The 16,188-nt window shown below is 70.2% G+C and carries 12 protein-coding genes; 11 read left to right on the forward strand and 1 reads right to left on the reverse strand.

Translation table 11 applies throughout. The features are described 5' to 3' along the window. Nucleotides 1-180 precede the first annotated feature (180 nt). From B4920_RS13435 to B4920_RS13485, 11 genes are all read left to right on the forward strand, one after another. Nucleotides 181-3,318, forward strand: coding sequence for a response regulator (locus B4920_RS13435; RefSeq protein ID WP_079435200.1), 3,138 nt, complete (start codon nt 181-183; stop codon nt 3,316-3,318). A 111-nt stretch (nt 3,319-3,429) separates the two neighbouring features. After that, nucleotides 3,430-4,827 (forward strand): PLP-dependent aminotransferase family protein, encoded by a 1,398-nt coding sequence (locus B4920_RS13440; protein WP_079435201.1) that lies wholly within the window; start codon nt 3,430-3,432, stop codon nt 4,825-4,827. A 425-nt stretch (nt 4,828-5,252) separates the two neighbouring features. Next, on the forward strand, nt 5,253-5,735 hold the full coding sequence (locus tag B4920_RS13445; RefSeq protein WP_079435202.1) for an MSMEG_0572/Sll0783 family nitrogen starvation response protein: 483 nt from the start codon (nt 5,253-5,255) through the stop codon (nt 5,733-5,735). A gap of 22 nt (nt 5,736-5,757) precedes the next feature. Next, nucleotides 5,758-6,771, forward strand: coding sequence for a Nit6803 family nitrilase (locus B4920_RS13450; protein WP_079435253.1), 1,014 nt, complete (start codon nt 5,758-5,760; stop codon nt 6,769-6,771). Continuing rightward, on the forward strand, nt 6,731-7,840 hold the full coding sequence (locus B4920_RS13455; RefSeq protein ID WP_079435203.1) for an MSMEG_0568 family radical SAM protein: 1,110 nt from the start codon (nt 6,731-6,733) through the stop codon (nt 7,838-7,840). The genes B4920_RS13450 and B4920_RS13455 overlap by 41 nt, the downstream gene beginning before the upstream one ends. After that, nucleotides 7,837-8,388, forward strand: a complete 552-nt coding sequence (locus B4920_RS13460) for an MSMEG_0567/Sll0786 family nitrogen starvation N-acetyltransferase (RefSeq protein WP_079435204.1) — start codon at nt 7,837-7,839, stop codon at nt 8,386-8,388. Before B4920_RS13455 ends, B4920_RS13460 begins: the two co-directional genes overlap by 4 nt. Beyond that, nucleotides 8,388-9,380, forward strand: a complete 993-nt coding sequence (locus B4920_RS13465; protein WP_079435205.1) for a sll0787 family AIR synthase-like protein — start codon at nt 8,388-8,390, stop codon at nt 9,378-9,380. The genes B4920_RS13460 and B4920_RS13465 overlap by 1 nt, the downstream gene beginning before the upstream one ends. After that, a complete protein-coding gene (locus B4920_RS13470; protein ID WP_079435206.1) occupies nt 9,377-10,618 on the forward strand; it encodes an MSMEG_0565 family glycosyltransferase in 1,242 nt (413 codons plus the stop codon). The genes B4920_RS13465 and B4920_RS13470 overlap by 4 nt, the downstream gene beginning before the upstream one ends. After that, nucleotides 10,611-10,904 carry an MSMEG_0570 family nitrogen starvation response protein gene (locus B4920_RS13475; protein ID WP_079435207.1) on the forward strand — a complete coding sequence of 98 codons (294 nt, stop codon included), beginning with the start codon at nt 10,611-10,613 and terminating at the stop codon, nt 10,902-10,904. Before B4920_RS13470 ends, B4920_RS13475 begins: the two co-directional genes overlap by 8 nt. A gap of 64 nt (nt 10,905-10,968) precedes the next feature. Continuing rightward, nucleotides 10,969-12,273, forward strand: a complete 1,305-nt coding sequence (locus tag B4920_RS13480; RefSeq protein WP_079435208.1) for an MSMEG_0569 family flavin-dependent oxidoreductase — start codon at nt 10,969-10,971, stop codon at nt 12,271-12,273. A 29-nt stretch (nt 12,274-12,302) separates the two neighbouring features. Beyond that, nucleotides 12,303-13,211 (forward strand): Pnap_2097 family protein, encoded by a 909-nt coding sequence (locus tag B4920_RS13485; protein ID WP_079435209.1) that lies wholly within the window; start codon nt 12,303-12,305, stop codon nt 13,209-13,211. Between the two features lie 9 nt (nt 13,212-13,220). Here B4920_RS13485 and B4920_RS13490 read toward each other — a convergent pair whose 3' ends face one another. After that, nucleotides 13,221-16,184: a PAS domain-containing protein gene (locus B4920_RS13490; protein WP_079435210.1), complete on the reverse strand. Its 2,964-nt coding sequence runs from the start codon at nt 16,182-16,184 to the stop codon at nt 13,221-13,223. Between the last annotated feature and the right edge of the window lie 4 nt (nt 16,185-16,188).

Below are 16,188 nucleotides of genomic sequence, written 5' to 3' on the forward strand. Positions count from 1 at the left end.
GCTGGCAAAAAAATGTTGCTGCCCGCCCGTTTGTGACGTGCCGCATAGCGTTGGCCGCACGGCTGGGCGAGTCTTCCTGCACATTGGATGTGGGATTGGCCGCTTCCACCCTTTTCCCGCTCCACCTGTCCGGGGTGCAGGAGCGCGGCGGCAGTGGCCCAGGAGTGACGCGACGTGTCGATGTATCTGCGAGTTGGCGTCTGGAAGGAGGCGTTTGCGGTCCTGCCGCTGAAGATCAAGGCCGCCTTGTTGTCGGTGCTGGTCTTCACGGCTGGGATCGGTGCGCTGGCCTGGCATGTGACCAGCGGTCTGCGTGAGGACTTCGAAGCCCTGATCGGCCATGAGCAGGCCACCGCGGCGAGCTTCCTGGCGCGCACGCTGGACGCGGAGCTGCGCTTCCGCCTCGACACGCTCAACGTGATGGCCGAACACGTCGCCGCCCTGCCGGACCCCTCTCCCCGCGCGGTGCAGGACTACCTGCTGACCCAGCCGATGGCCAACCGCCTGTTCACCCGCGATGTGTACGTGATCTGGCATGACGGGGTGCGCATCGCGGAGAGCCCGGTGCGCGGCCATGTGGGCAGCCAGTACCGGGATGCGGCGTATTTCGGCAGCCTGATGGAGCGCCGCAAGCCGGTGATCCGCGCGTGGTTCGGACGTTTCGCGCGGCAGCCGGTGCTGCTGGTCGCGGTGCCGATCATCGACCGCAACGGCCGCCTGCTCGGCGCCGTGTGCGGAGCCGAACTGATCGAGAAGGGCAGCCATTTCCACCTCAGCGAGGAGGCTCGCAACGGGCAGACCGGCGGTTTTCACGTGTATGCCCTCGAGCAGCGCATCTTCGCGGCCAGCACGGACCCGAGCCGGGTCCTGCGCCCGCTGCCGGCGGCCGGCGTCAACCCGCTGCTCGACCGCCGCCTGGAGGGTTACCTCGGGCCCGGGCGGACGGTGGACTCGAAAGGGGTGGACCTGATCAGTGCCGCGGCGCCGGTGATGGAGGGGCAGTGGCTGGTAGTGTCCTACCTGCCGACCGCCGAAGCCTTCGGGCCGCTGCAGGCGGCGATCGCCCGCATCTATGGCGGTGCGGTGCTGGCTGTATTGCTGTCCGGGCTGCTGATCTGGTTCGGCCTGCGCCGGGCGCTGGCGCCCCTCGAACGGGCGACGCAGCGGATCGGCGAGTCCGTCGCCGGCGATCTGCCGGCCCTGCACCTGGAAGAGGAAGGCAGCCGCGAAATCCGCCTGCTGCTGCGCAACTTCAATGTGATGCAGGCACAGGTCGCCGGGCAGAAGGACTTCATCAGCAAGGAGCGGGATCGCCTGGAACGGGAGGTGTCGGTGCGCACCGCCGAACTGCGGAGCGCCAATGCCGCGCTGAGCCAGCGTTCGGTGGAAGTGGAGGATCTCTACAACCGGGCGCCCTGCGGCTACCACTCGGTGGACCGCAACGGCGTCTTCCTGCGCATCAACGACACCGAGCTGGAGTGGCTGGGCTACCGGCGCGAGGAGGTGGTCGGCAAGCTGCGCCTGACCGACGTCCTCACCACCGAGCTGGCCCAGCGCTTCGACGAATCTTTCGCGCAGTTCCTGCGGGACGGTTGTGTGCAGGACCTGGAATTGGAGCTGCGCGGCAAGGACGGCGGCACGATGGCGGTGCTGGTCAATTCGACAGCGATCTGCGACAGGGTGGGGCACTTCGTGGCGTCCCGCACCACGGTCTTCGACAACCGCCAGCGCAAGGCGCTGGAGCTGGCGCTGCGCAAGAGCGAGGCCCTGCTGCACGGGGTGCTCGACAACGTGCCGGCATTGATCGCCTACTGGAATCGGGATCTGCGCAACGAGTTCGCCAACCACGCCTTCGAGGCCATGTTCGGGCTCCGTCCGCCGGAGGTGAAGGGGCTGCACCTCCGGCAGGTGATCGGCGCCGAAGCCTTCGAGATGACCCGTCCCCACCTGGACGCCGTGCTGCGTGGGGAAGGGCGCGCCTTCGAGCGCCCGCTGGTGGACGTACGCGGCGTGCGGCGGTGGACGCAGGTGCAATACATCCCCGACTACGAGGAGGGGGTCGTGCGCGGCTTCTTCGCGCTGGCCTCGGACATCACCGCGGCCAAGGAGAAGGAGCGCGAGATCGAGGCATTGAACGAGGAACTGGCCCGCCGCGCCGACGAGGCGGAGGGCGCGACCCGCGCCAAGAGCGTGTTCCTCGCCAACATGAGCCACGAGATCCGCACCCCGATGAATGCCATCATCGGCCTCTCCCACGCGCTGCGCCGTACCGGCATGGATGCCGCGCAGGCCGGCATGCTGGACAAGATCCTCGGCTCTGCCGACCACTTGCTGGGGGTCATCAACGACATCCTGGACATCTCCAAGATCGAGGCCGACAAGCTGGTCCTGGAGCGCGCCGATTTCGAGTTCGACGCAATCCTGGCGCGGCTGCGCTCGATGCTCGGTGAGCGCCTGCGGGAGAAGGGCCTCGAACTGGCCTTCGATGTGCCGGCCGGGCTGGGCTGGCTCAACGGCGACGCGGTGCGCCTGAGCCAGGCCCTGCTCAACTACCTCGGCAACGCGGTGAAATTCACCGAACAGGGCGGTATCACCTTGCGCGTGAGGGTCGTGGAGGAGGGCATCGAAGGCCTGCTGCTGCGCTTCGACGTGGTGGACACCGGCATCGGCATTTCCGCCGAGGCGCTGCCGCGCCTGTTCATGGCCTTCGAACAGGCCGACGACTCGACGACCCGCCGCTACGGCGGCACCGGCCTGGGCCTGGCGATCACCCGCCGTCTGGCCCGCCTGATGGGCGGAGAGGCCGGTGTCAGCAGCACGCCGGGGGTCGGCAGCACTTTCTGGCTCAGCGCGCGTTTCCGCCGGGCCCAGCCCCCGGCTGCGCGGGACCCGGCCCGGTCCGCCGCCGACAGCCTGCCGGCCGACACCATCCTGCGCCGCGATCATGCCGGCGCGCGCATTCTGCTGGTGGAGGACGAGCCCCTCAACCAGGAAGTGGCGCGCTTCTTCCTCGACGAATGCGGTCTGCAGACGACCACCGTCGGCGATGGCGCGGAAGCGGTGGCGCGGATCACCGTCGAGGACTTCGATCTGGTCCTGATGGACATGCAGATGCCGGTGATGGATGGCCTCGAAGCGACCCGCCGTATCCGCCTGCTGCCGGGCAAGGCCAAGCTGCCGGTGCTGGCGATGACTGCCAACGCCTTCGCCGAGGACCGCCGGCACTGCCTCGCCGCCGGCATGAACGATTTCGTCGCCAAGCCGGTCGAGCCGGCGGCGTTCTACGCGGTGCTGCTGCGCTGGCTGGAAGCGCGCTGACTCCGGGGTTCCCGTTGGGGCGAATTCATTCGCCCCCACAGGCAAGCAGCCGGCTGGCGGGTGCCGGATTGAATGCATACAATCTCCGCCTTGCCTACCTGAATTGATTCCATGGCACCCAGAACCCTGGCGTGGACGCCCCTCGCCCTCGACCCGGCCAAGCCCGCCTACATCGCCATCGCCGACGCCATTGCCGGCGACATCCGCGACGGACGCCTGGCACCGGACACCCAGCTGCCGCCGCAGCGCCAGCTGGCCCATGTGCTGGGCCTCAACTTCACGACCATCAGCCGGGCCTACGCCGAGGCGCAGCGCCGTGGCCTGCTCGGCGCGCGGGTCGGGCAGGGCACTTTCGTGCGGCCGGAGGCCTGCCCGCGGGTCCGCCACAGCGCGGCCCGGGCGCGCCTGATCGACATGTCGATGAACCTGCCGCCGGAGCCCGACCAACCCGAGCTGCTGGCCCGCATGGAGACCGGCCTGCGCGGGCTGTGCGGCGACATCAACTCCCTGCTGCGCTACCAGCCCTTCGGCGGCAGCCCCGAGGACCGGGAGGCCGCTGTGCATTGGCTGGCGCGGCGCGGCATCGCGACGAGCATCGACAAGGTGCTGGTGTGTCCGGGCACCCACAGCGTGCTCAACGCGCTGCTGAGCACCCTGGTCGGCAGCGGCGGCGGCCGCGTGTGCTGCGACAACATCACCTATCCGGGCATCCGCGCGCTGGCGGCGATCCACGGCGTCAGCCTGCTCGGTCTGCCGTCCGACGCGGACGGCATCCTGCCCGACGCCTTCGAGCGCTGCTGCCGCGACAACCAGCCGGCGGCCCTGTACATCAACCCGACGATCCACAACCCGACCACCACCACGATGTCCGCCGGGCGCCGCGAGGCGATCGCCGAGATCGCCGCGCGCCACCATGTGGCGGTGATCGAGGACGATCCCTACGGCCTGCTGCCGGAGGCGCCGCCACCGAGCTTCAAGACCCTGCTGCCGGAGCTCACCTACCACGTCTGCGGCCTGTCCAAGACCGTCGGCGCCGGCCTGCGGGTGGCCTACCTGGCGCTGCCGGACGCCCGCCAGCTGCCGCGGGTCAGCGGCATCCTGCGCGCGGTGTCGGTGATGACGCCGCCGATCTCGACGGCCATCGCCACCGAATGGGTGCTCGATGGCACCGCCGAGCAACTGGTCCGCTTCATCCGTGAGGAGTCGCGGGTGCGCCAGCAGCTGGCCGCGGCGGCCCTCGGCCCGACTGCCTTCCAGGCCTCGCCCGACGGCTTCCACCTGTGGCTGCCGCTGCCGGAAGGCTGGAGCCGGGTCAGCTTTGCGACCCACCTGCGTAACAGCGGCATCGGCGTGGTGACCAGCGACGCCTTCCTGGTCGGCGGCGCGGCGGTGGAGGCGGTCCGCATCTGCCTCGGCGGCACGGCCAGCCGCGACGACGTGCAGCACGCCATGGAGCTGGTCGGTGCCGCCCTGTCCCACCCGCCGGCGATCTACTCCTCCATCGTCTGAATCCCCTTGCCTGCCGCGGACGCGCCAGCGTCCCGGCGGGGCGGACCATCCGCTGTCCGTCCAGATAACTCTTCTCCACGCCGTCTCCGCTTCCTGCAGGCCGCTGGACGCGGACAAAATCCACGCGATTGAAGATTGTATGCATTCAATGCATGCACGCCGCGGGTGCGCGCGGCGTCGCCGATGCACTGGCCAAGTGCGTTGATCCACCAGCCTTTTTCTGCTGCCGGGCGGCGCCCCGCGGTCACCCTCGAAACCCAAGAAAATGATTATTCGTACTTTTATTGTATGCATACAATAAAAGTAAATTGATGGCACGCCTGTTGCTGAATTGATGCTGCGCACCACCGGCGGCAGACATCGGCCCAGACGTCCATGACACCCCGGCGGTGCGCATCTCAAATCCCAACCATGAGGAATCTGACATGCCCGCTGTGACCCTGCCCTCCCATACCGCCGGTGATTTCTTCGTCGACTACGAAGAGAAGGTTTTCGAGGACGTGAAGGCCGAACCCGGCCAGAAAGCCCTCGTCACCTTCCACACCGTCGCTTTCGAAGGCTCCATCGGCCTGGTGAACCTGCTGCAGGCCACCCGCCTGCTGCGCAAGGGCTTCGACACCACCATCCTCCTCTACGGCCCGGGCGTCACCCTCGGCCTGCAGCGCGGCTTCCCGCGCCTTGGCGACGAGGCCTTCCCGGGCCACCTGGCGATCAACAAGCAGCTCGCCAAGTTCATCGAGGAGGGCGGCAAGGTCTACGCGTGCCGCTTCGCGCTGCAGGCCTTGTACGGCCACGGCGAGCCCTCGCTGATCCCCGGCATCCGCCCGATCAGCCCGCTCGACGTGATGGACATCCAGCTCCTGCACAAGCGCGACAACGCCTTCGTCATCAACAGCTGGACGCTCTGAGCGCCACGCCGAGGAGATGAGCATGACGACCGAACGAATCGTCCGCGTGGCGGCGGTGCAGATGAGCCCGGACCTGACGTCCGCCACCGGCACGGTGGACAAGGTCTGCCGCGCCATCCTGGAAGCGGGGGAGAAGGGCGCCCGGATGGTGGTCTTTCCGGAAACCTTCGTGCCCTACTACCCGTACTTCTCCTTCGTCCAGCCGGCGGTGGCGATGGGGGCCGAGCACCTCAAGCTGTACGAGCGGGCCGTCACGGTGCCGGGTCCGGTGACCCAGGCCGTCGGCGAGGCGGCCCGGCGGGCGGGGGCGGTCGTCGTGCTCGGCGTCAATGAGCGGGACCACGGTTCCCTCTACAACACCCAGCTGGTCTTCGACGAAACCGGCAGCCTGATCCTCAAGCGCCGCAAGATCACCCCGACCTACCACGAGCGCATGGTGTGGGGGCAGGGCGACGGCAGCGGCCTCAAGGTGGTGGACACCGGCATCGGACGCATCGGCGCGCTGGCCTGCTGGGAGCACTACAACCCGCTGGCCCGCTACACGCTGATGGCCCAGCACGAGGAGATCCACGCCAGCCAGTTCCCCGGCTCGATGGTCGGCAACATCTTCGCCGAGCAGATCGCCGTGACGATCCGCCACCACGCGCTGGAGTCCGGCTGCTTCGTCGTCAATGCCACCGGTTGGCTGAGCGACGAGCAGGTCGCTTCGATCACCCCCGACCCGGCCATGCAGCGAGCCCTGCGCGGCGGCTGCCACACCGCCATCGTGACGCCCGAGGGCAACTACCTGGGCGAACCCCTGCGGGAAGGCGAGGGCATGCTGATCGCCGACCTGGACATGGCCCTCATCACCAAGCGCAAGCGAATGATGGACTCGGTCGGCCACTACGCCCGCCCCGAGCTGCTGTCCCTGCAGGCCGACCTGGCGCCCAAGGCGCCGCTGCAGGGCCTGCGCGACGTGCTTTCCCCCTTCCCCGAAACCGCAGGAGTCGATCATGTCCATGGCAGCGCTGCGCCCGCAACAGCTGATCTCTGAGCTGCAGAGCCACGGCTTCCGGCTCGACGCCGCGGCCGGTGGCCTGCACAGCCGGCGCGGCGGCGCCGGCCCGTCGGACCACGCGGCCATCCTCATCGACGGCCAGCCGGTGATGGTGCCGCTCCACACCGGCCGGGCGCTGCACTCGCCCTTCGTGGCGTCCCGCCCGGATGCCGCCGGCGCGGCCACCCTCAGCCGCGACGGGCAGCACGTGGCGCGCATCGCCTTCGCCCGCCCGCCACGCTTCTACCGCCTGCAGACGCTGGACGGCGTGCCCTACAGCCATATCGCCACGCTGCACAGCACCGACGTGCTGGCCACCACCGTGCTGCAGACCTGCACGCGCTACCAGAGCCGCGCCAAGGCCTGCCAGTTCTGCAGCATCGGGCAGTCCCTGGCGGCCGGCCGCACCATCGCCCACAAGACGCCCGGGCAGCTGGCCGAGGTGGCCCGCGCGGCGGTGCTGCTCGACGGCGTGCGCCACATGGTGCTGACCACCGGCACGCCGCCGACCCCCGATCGCGGCGCCCGCGTGATGTGCGACAGCGCCACGGCGATCCGCGCCGCGGTGGATCTGCCGCTGCAGGCCCAGTTCGAGCCGCCCGACGACTTCGCGTGGTTCCGCCGCGTCCGCGAGGCCGGCGTGGACAGCCTCGGCATGCACCTCGAAGTGCTCACCCCGGCCCTGCGCCAGCGCCTGATGCCCGGCAAGGCGGCGATCCCGCCGGAGCGCTACGACGAGGCCTTCGCCGCGGCGGTCGAGGTCTTCGGCCGCGGCCAGGTGTCCACCTACATCCTGGCCGGCCTCGGCGACAGCCGCGAGACCATCCTGGCGGCCTGCGCGCGGCTGATCGACATCGGCGTCTACCCCTTCGTGGTGCCCTTCGTGCCGATCTCCGGCACGCCGCTGGAAGACCACCCGGCGCCCGACGCCGCCTTCATGGACGCCGTGCTGGCCCCGCTGGCCGGGCTGCTGCAGGCCGGTGGCCTCAGCGGCACGGCGATGAAGGCCGGCTGCGGCAAATGCGGCGCCTGCTCGGCCCAGTCCCGCTACGAGGCCCGGCCATGAACGCCCCGCTGCCTGCCATCGCGGTGCGGCTGCGTCTGCCACGCCACTACCGCGTCGAACATGCCGATGCGGCCGCCCGCGCCGAGGCGCTGGCCCTGCGCCGGGCGGTGTTCTGCACCGAGCAGGGCCTGTTCGACGGCAGCGACGAGGATGCCATCGACACCGACGCATTGCTGCTGGTGGCCCGCCCGTGCGTGGATGGCGGCGGGCCGGCGCCGGTGGTCGGCACTGTGCGCATCCACCGCCTCGCGCCGGACGTCTGGCAGGGCTCCCGGCTGGCCGTCGCCGCCGAGTACCGGCGCGTGGGTGCCCTTGGCGGCGCGCTGATCCAGCTCGCCGTGCGCAGCGCCGCCACGCTCGGCTGCGCGTGCTTCGTGGCCCAGGTGCAGGCCGCCAACGTGCCGCTGTTTCGCCGCCTGCACTGGCGCAGCACCGGCGAGATCGCGCTGCACGGCCGTCCCCACCACCTGATGGAAGCCGACCTGGCCCACTACCCGCCGTTCGCGGCCGGCGCGGCCATGCGGGTCGACGTGAAGCGGGGGGCGTGATGGAACTCCAGGCTCTCATCGACACCTTGCGCGGCTACCCGGGCATCGCCCACAAGCGCGACATCGACGGCGTGCTGGCGGCGCTGGCCAGCCGTCACCTGCCGGAGGCCGGCGCCTGGTTCGGCGACGACTGCGCCGCGTTGCCCCGCGGCGACGGCCACCTGTTGTTCGCCATCGAAGGCTTCATCAACGCGTTCGTCGCCCACGACCCGTGGTTCGCCGGCTGGTGCGGCGTGATGGTCAACCTCAGCGACATCGCCGCGATGGGCGGCCGTCCGCTGGCGGTGGTGGACGCCCTGTGGAGCGACGGCCATGAACAGGCCCAGGCCCTGATGCGCGGCCTGTCCGACGCGGCGGCGGCCTTCGGTGTGCCGCTGGTCGGCGGCCACAGCAACACCCGCTGCGACCGCGCCCAGCTGGCGGTGGCGGTGCTCGGCGAGGCGACGCGCCTGCTCACCAGCTTCGCCGCCCGCCCCGGCGACGCGCTGGTGATGGCGGTAGACCTGCGCGGCGCCTACCGGGAGCCCTTCGACAACTGGGACGCGGCCACCGCCGCCGAGCCCGCCCGCCTGCGCGGCGACCTGGCGCTGCTGCCGGAGATCGCCGAGGCCGGCCTTGCCCACGCCGCCAAGGACATCAGCCAGGCCGGCCTGCCCGGCACCGTGCTGATGCTGATGGAGTGCTCAGGGGTCGGCGCCCGCATCGACCTGGACGCCGTGCCGCGGCCGGCCGACGTGGCGCTGGCGCGCTGGCTGCGCTCCTTCCCGAGCTTCGGCTACGTGCTGGCCTGCCGGCCGGCGCAGGCGGAAGCCTTGTGCGCCCGCTTCCACGCCCGCGGCATCGCCGCCGCCGGCATCGGCACAGTGACTGACGGCAGCTGCTTGATGCTGGGTCAGGGCGGCGTCGAGGGTCTGTTCCGCGACCTGGCCGTCGAGCCGCTGATGGGCGTCGGGCCGCAGCGCGGCGCCGTGGCACAAGGAGGCCGGCCATGAACCGCGACAACCGCCCGCTGCGCATCGCGCTGCTGACCCATTCCACCAACCCGCGCGGCGGCGTCGTGCATTGCCTGGAGCTGGCCGACGCGCTGGTGGCCCTCGGCCACCGGGTCACCCTGCACGCGCCGGCAGCGCCCGGCACGCGCCTGTTCCGCAGCACCGCCGCGCAGCTGTGCCTGATCCCCGAGACGCTGGCCGGCGGCGACCTGCGCGAACGCGTCGAGCGACGTATCGCGACCTTCGCCGAATGGTTTGCCCAGCCCGGCCACGCCGATTTCGACGTCTTCCACGCCCACGACGGCATCGGCGCCAACGCGTTGTACGAGCTGCAGGCGCGCGGCGTGCTGCCGGGCTACGTGCGCACCGTCCATCATCTGGAAGACAGTTACGGCGACGCGCGCCTGGACTTCCTCGAGCGCCGCTCCATCGCCGGCGCGGCGCGCCTGCTGTGCGTCAGCCCGAGCTGGGCGGCGCGGCTGGCGGAGCGCTGCGGGCGTGCCGCGGAGGTGGTCGGCAACGGCGTCAACCTGCGCCGCTTCGGCCCCGCCGCCGGGGCCCGCGACCGCCAGCTGCGGCAGCGCCTGGGCCTCGGTGCCGGGCCGGTTTTCCTGGCCGTCGGCGGCATCGAGGCGCGCAAGAACACCGTCGCCACGCTGCGCGCCTTCGCCCGCCTGCGGGCCACCCTCGGCAATGCCCGGCTGGTGGTGGCCGGCGGCGCCAGCCTGCTCGACCACGGTGCCTGCCGGCGCGACTTCGACGCCGTGCTGGCGCGGGAAGGGCTCGCCGCGGCGGCGCTGCCGGACGATGGCGGGCCGCTGCCGCAGGAGGCGCCGGTGATCCTCGCCGGCGTGCTGGCCGATGCCGACATGGCGCCGCTGTACCGGCTCGCCGATGCGCTGGTCTTTCCGTCCCGCGTCGAGGGTTTCGGCCTGGCCATCGTCGAGGCGATGGCCTGCGGCACGCCGGTAGTGGTGTCGCAGATCGCCCCCTTCACCGATTTCCTCGCCGACGGGGACTGCCTGTGGGCCGATCCCGACGACCCGGACTCCATCGCCAATGCCATGTGCCGGGCGCTGATGCCCGGCACCCGCGAGCGCATCGTCGCCCGCGGCTTCCAGGTGGCCGCCCGCCATGACTGGCCGACCTGCGCCCGCGCCCACCTGCCGGCCTACCGGGCCGTGGCGGACCTGCCGCTTGCCGTTTCCCAACCTGACCAGGAGTTCAACCATGCCTGAAATGTACTTCCACGTCCGCTGGCCCGACGGCCGCGAGGAGCGTTGCTACTCGCCGTCGTTGGTGATCGGCGATTTCCTGCAGCCCGGCCGCAGCTACCCGGTGGCCGACTTCGTGCAGCGCTGCGAGCAGGCCCTCGGCGAGGCCAGTGCGCGGGTCCAGCAGAAGTACGGCTACTTCTGCTCCAGCGCCATGGACCAGCTCGGCCGCATCCGCGACGCCGCCCGCCCCTTCGAGGGGACCGACGGCACGGTGCAGGTCGAGTCCTTCCAGTCCGGCGCGCGCTGAGGCGCCGCCCGTTCCCGCCTTTCGCATCCATCCCCGCATTCCAGCCAATTTCCAAGGAGCCGTCATGAACACCCTGTTTCCCCAATCCACCCAGCTGCTGTCGCGCCGTGATTACCCCGTGGTGATCGTCGGCGGCGGCCAGGCCGGCCTGTCCACCAGCCACTTCCTGCAGCAGCACGGCATCGCCCACATCGTCTTCGAGAAGAACCGGGTCGCCCATTCCTGGCGCAACGACCGCTGGGACACCTTCTGTCTGGTCACGCCGAACTGGCAGTGCCGCCTGCCGGACTTCCCCTACCCGGGCGACGACCCCCAGGGCTTCATGCTGAAGGACCAGATCGTCGACTACGTGGAGGCCTTCGCCCGCAAGATCGCGCCGCCCATCGTCGAGGGCGTGGCGGTCAACCACGTGGTGCGCGGCAAGTCCGGGCGGCTGGAGGTGGGCACCAGCGCCGGCCAGTTCACCACCGACCACATCGTGGTGGCCACCGGCGGCTACGACATTCCCATCGTGCCGGCTTACGCGGCCAGCCTGCCGGCCCACATCCACCAGGTGCACTCGGTGGACTACCGCAACCCGGAATCCCTGCCGGCCGGCGAGGTGCTGGTGGTGGGCTCCGGCCAGTCCGGCGTGCAGATCATGGAAGACCTGCACCTGGCCGGCCGCAAGGTGCACCTCTGCGTCGGCCCGGCGCCGCGCTCGCCGCGGGTCTATCGCGGCCGCGAGGCAACCGAGTGGCTGATGGACATGGGTTACTACGAGCTGACCGTCGATCGCCATCCCCTCGGCGAGAAGGCCCGCGAGAAGACCAACCACTACATGACCGGACGCGACGGCGGCCACGAGATCGACTTGCGCAAGTTCGCGCGGGACGGGGTCAGGCTCTACGGCAGCCTGGCCAACATCCAGGGGAGCACGCTGGAGTTCCTGCCCGACCTGACGGCCAACCTGGACGACGCCGACGAGGTGTACGTCAGCATCCGCAACGATATCGACAAATACATCGCCGCCCACGGCATCGACGCGCCGGAAGAGCCGGCTTTCAGCAAGGTGTGGGCGCCGGAGGCCGACCCGCTGAGCGTGGACTGCGCGGCGGCCGGCATCACCACCATCGTGTGGGCCATCGGCTTCCGCCCGGACTACCGCTGGATCGAGCTGCCGGCCTTCGACGGGCGCGGCCATCCCAAGTACCAGCGCGGCGTGTCGCCGGTACCGGGCCTGTACTTCCTGGGCCTGCCGTGGCTGCACACCTGGGGTTCCGGGCGTTTCCTGGGCATCGCCGACGACGCCCGCCACCTGGCCGGCGTGATCGCCGGGCGCGTTGCGCAAGGGGCCGAGGCCGAGCCGCCCCAAGCGGCCGTGGCCTGAGGCGCGACTGCCGCGAAAGGAGGCTTCCGATGCTCGAACTCGTCCTGTCCGAAGCGTCCCGCCCGAGCGCCCCGGCCCTGCACGGCCGGCAGCGGGTCGGCATGCCGCAGCTGGCCTTGAACGGCTTGTCGGAGAGCTGGCTGCTCGCCGACTGCGGCGACCGCCACTGGCAGCTGCTGGCGGCCGCCGCCGGCATGCCGGTGTCCCGCCTGCGCGATGGCGGCGGGCGGCGCGTCTATCCGGCCTTTCGCGCGGTGCGCCTGCGCCACGGCCGGCTCGGCAGCGTGGCGGAGGACGACGAGCTGGAGGTCGCCAGCCAGCTCGGGCGGGTCAGCCGCACGCAGTTCTACAGCAAGCACGTGGTGTCGGCCGGTGCCGGCCTGTGTGCGGTGGTGGAGATGCAGTCGGTGTTCGTCGCGCGGGAGACGGCCGGGCTCAATACCTCGGCCGTGCGCAGCCCGGTGGCGGGGCTGGAGCACGTGCCGGCGCTCGACGAGGGACTGCGCTTCGCCGAGCTCAACCGGCGCGTGGCCCAGGCGCCCCAGGAGCGGGAGCCGGGCCGTTCGGCCCGCGGCGGGCACAGCTACGCGCCGCTGTCGGTGCATCCCTGTCCGTCGCTGCATTTCAACGGCGCGGGCTTCCTGTATTTCGCGCGCTTCCACGAGCTGGTCGATCAGGCCGAGTGGGGCTGGTTCGGCCCCAGGGCGGCGGCCTGCCTGAGCACCGAGCGGCATCTGCTGTACCACGGCAACGCCGACGTGGGCAGCGCGCTGTCGGTGCAGCTATGCGCCGTGGAACAGGGCGAGGCCGGCCTGCATCACCACTGCCAGCTGCTGGCCCAGGCGGAGAAGCGGCCCCTTGCCGACGTGTTCACCCGGCGCAGCCCGCGCCGGGAGCAGGGGGATTTTCTCGAAACCCTGTTCGAGCCGCGGGGCTGACGCGGCGCGTCAGTCCTGTGTGGCCGGCTTTTCCAGCCATCTGAGGAGGATGGCGTACAGGGCATCCGGCTCGAAGGGCTTGGCAATGAAGTCGTTCATGCCGGCGGCCAGGCAATGCTCCCGGTCCTCGGCGAAGGCGTTGGCGGTCATCGCCAGGATCGGCACCGTGCCGCGGCCGGGCAGGCGGCGGATTGCCTGCGTCGCCTGCAGGCCGTCCATCACCGGCATCTGGATGTCCATCAGGATCAGCGCGTAGTCCCGGTCGCCGGCCAGGCGCAGGGCCTCGGCACCGTCCTCGGCCAGGTCGCAGTGGAGGCCGGCATCGCCGAGCAGCAGCAGGGCGACCTCCTGGTTCACCGGGTTGTCCTCGGCGAGCAGCACGCGGGTGCCGGCGTGGTCCCGGGCCAGCACGGCTTCCGGGCACTCACCGGCCGGGCTGGCCGCAACCGGCTGTGCGTCACGAGGTTTGCCGAAGCGGCCACTCATCCAGAAGGTGCTGCCGACGCCCGTTTCGCTGCGCACGCCGACTTCGCCGCCCATCAGGCGCGCAATGTGGCGGGTGATCGCCAGGCCCAGGCCGGTGCCGCCGTATTTGCGGGTGGTGGAGTTGTCGGCCTGCTCGAAGGCCTCAAAGAGGTGGCTCTGCTGCTCCGCCGACATGCCGATGCCGGTGTCGCTGACCTCGAAGCGCAGCAGGTAGCCCTCTGCATCCTCCTTCACCATTTGGCCGCTCAGGCGGATGCTGCCCTTGTCGGTGAACTTCAGGGCGTTGCCGATGTAGTTGACCAGGGCCTGGGACAGACGCGTCGGATCGCCGTGCAGGACTTCCGGCAGGCGGCTGAAGTCGGTTTGCAACTGCAGGCCCTTGGTGGCCACGGCATCGCCGGTGACCGCCAGCGTGGCGTCGAGCATGTCGCGCAGCGCGAAATCCCGTTCGTCGAGGGCCAGCTTGCCGGCCTCGATCTTGGACAGGTCGAGGATGTCGTTGATGACCTGCAGCAGATGCTTGCCGGAGGCGGCGATCTTGTCGAGCTGCTCGGCCTGCCGGACGCTGACGTTGCCGCGTCGGACCAGGTGCGCCATGCCGATGATGCCGCTCAGCGGGGTGCGGATCTCGTGGCTCATGTTGGCCAGGAAGGCGCTTTTGGCGACGTTGGCGGACTCGGCGGCGGCCTTGGCCTCGGCCAGCTCAAGGGTGCGGGTGGCGACCAGCTCTTCCAGGTGGTGGCGGTAGCGGTCGAGCTCCTCCAGGTTGCGCTGCCTCTCGGTGATGTCTTCCTGAACCGCCACGTAGTGGCTGATGCGGCCGTCGGCCTGGCGGATCGGCGTGATGATGGACAGCGCGGTGTAGGTGCTGCCGTCCTTGCGGCGGTTGAACAGCTCGCCCTTCCAGGTTTCGCCCCGTTCGAGGCTGCGCCACAGGGCCGCGAAGGTGGCCGGCGGCGTGCGGCCCGACTGCAGGAAGCGCGGATTGTGCTGCAGGACTTCCTCGCGGCTGTAGCCGGTGTTGTGCAGGAAGGCTTCGTTGGCGTATTCGATCCGGGCGTCGAGGTCGGTGATGAAGACGTTGCCGGGGCTTTGCTCCACGGCCTGGGCCAGCTTGCGCAGCTCTTCTTCCACTCTCTTGCGCTCGGTGATGTCCAGCGAGATGCGGCACACGAAGCGGGCCGTGCCCGAGGGGTCGAGGATCGGGAACATGTGCGACATGAAGGTGTGCGGCTGGCCGTCCACCGGCATGTTCTCCTCGATGGCATGGCGCTGCAGGGTGGCCAGCACGCGGGCATCGTTGGCCTGGAAGATCCGGGCAATTTCCGCCGGGTAGAGATCGAAATCGGTCTGGCCGACGATCTCGTCCTCGCTGCGGTGGTGGATCTTCTGGAAATTGGGGTTGGCCAGCGCGTAGCGGCCGTCCGGCGTCTTGAGGGTCAGGGCCGACGGGGAATGGCGGACGATCGCACCGAACTTGAAGTCCCGTTCCATCAGCGCCGCTTCGGCCTGGTAGCGTTCGGTGATGTCGCGGGACAGGATGATGAAGCGGGCGCCGGGGCCGGCGTCGCGGCCCTTGCGGGCGACCGACAGCTCGAACCACTTGCAGTCGCTGCCGTGCCCGAGGCGGATCACCCGGCCGTAGGCGCTGCCCTTGGTGGCGGCTTCGCGAATCGCCGCCATCACGCCATCGGCCGCTTCGGTCGGCAGCACCTCGGTGACGCAGCGGCCGAGCAGGCGGCTCTCCTGGTCGGCCAGCAGCTCGGGGTTCTGGGCCCAGATGCCGCGATAGACGCCATTGACGTCCATGTCGAAGAGCAGGTCGGGGATGGCCTGCAGTGTCGCGGTCAGTTCGGCGTTGAGCTGGCGGATCGTGGCGGCGGTATGTTGCCGCTCGGTGATGTCGCGGGAAATGCCGAAAATCCCGATTACATGACCTTCGGGGCCGGTGAGCGGCCCCTTGGTGACATGGAAGACGCGGGTGCCCAGCGCAGTGTCGACGGTTTCCTCGTGGCTCTGGGGGTGGCCGCCGGCGACGATCCGGCGGTCGATGTCCATCAGGCGGGCGGCCTGTTCGGGCGGAAAGAAGGCGCGGTCGTCGTGGCCCTGTACGGCGTCCGCCGGTTGCCCGAGGATGCGGCTGGCCGCCCGGTTGATCAGCAGGTAGCGGCCTTCCAGGTCCTTGGCGAAGATGGCATCGTCGGAACTCTCGGCAATCGCTTCGAGGAGCTGCAGGGTCTGCTGGCGTTCGGAGCGCGCGCTGGATGTCCGGCGCCAGGCGTGCTGCATCAGCGTGTACAGCAGCAGGGCAGTGACGGCGACGAAGACCCAGCCCTTGGCGATGCTGACGAGGGTCATCTGCGTCGGGTCGTCGAAGAGGGCCTCCAGCGCCTTGTCGGACAGGAGGATCCAGGCGGCGGCGAACAGGACGTAGATCCCGACGATTCTCAGGATGTGCGGGTGTTCTTCGACTGGGGATCCTGGCATGGAG

The organism is Zoogloea sp. LCSB751 (assembly GCF_002028455.1).
GTDB lineage: Bacteria > Pseudomonadota > Gammaproteobacteria > Burkholderiales > Rhodocyclaceae > Zoogloea.

What these genes read in the sequence shown, in the direction of transcription:
- B4920_RS13435 (WP_079435200.1), top strand. Translation starts at nt 181, where the DNA reads ATGTATCTGCGAGTTGGCGTCTGGAAGGAGGCGTTTGCGGTCCTGCCG.
- B4920_RS13440 (WP_079435201.1), top strand. Translation starts at nt 3,430, where the DNA reads ATGGCACCCAGAACCCTGGCGTGGACGCCCCTCGCCCTCGACCCGGCC.
- B4920_RS13445 (WP_079435202.1), top strand. Translation starts at nt 5,253, where the DNA reads ATGCCCGCTGTGACCCTGCCCTCCCATACCGCCGGTGATTTCTTCGTC.
- B4920_RS13450 (WP_079435253.1), top strand. Translation starts at nt 5,758, where the DNA reads ATGACGACCGAACGAATCGTCCGCGTGGCGGCGGTGCAGATGAGCCCG.
- B4920_RS13455 (WP_079435203.1), top strand. Translation starts at nt 6,731, where the DNA reads ATGTCCATGGCAGCGCTGCGCCCGCAACAGCTGATCTCTGAGCTGCAG.
- B4920_RS13460 (WP_079435204.1), top strand. Translation starts at nt 7,837, where the DNA reads ATGAACGCCCCGCTGCCTGCCATCGCGGTGCGGCTGCGTCTGCCACGC.
- B4920_RS13465 (WP_079435205.1), top strand. Translation starts at nt 8,388, where the DNA reads ATGGAACTCCAGGCTCTCATCGACACCTTGCGCGGCTACCCGGGCATC.
- B4920_RS13470 (WP_079435206.1), top strand. Translation starts at nt 9,377, where the DNA reads ATGAACCGCGACAACCGCCCGCTGCGCATCGCGCTGCTGACCCATTCC.
- B4920_RS13475 (WP_079435207.1), top strand. Translation starts at nt 10,611, where the DNA reads ATGCCTGAAATGTACTTCCACGTCCGCTGGCCCGACGGCCGCGAGGAG.
- B4920_RS13480 (WP_079435208.1), top strand. Translation starts at nt 10,969, where the DNA reads ATGAACACCCTGTTTCCCCAATCCACCCAGCTGCTGTCGCGCCGTGAT.
- B4920_RS13485 (WP_079435209.1), top strand. Translation starts at nt 12,303, where the DNA reads ATGCTCGAACTCGTCCTGTCCGAAGCGTCCCGCCCGAGCGCCCCGGCC.
- B4920_RS13490 (WP_079435210.1), bottom strand. Translation starts at nt 16,184, where the DNA reads ATGCCAGGATCCCCAGTCGAAGAACACCCGCACATCCTGAGAATCGTC.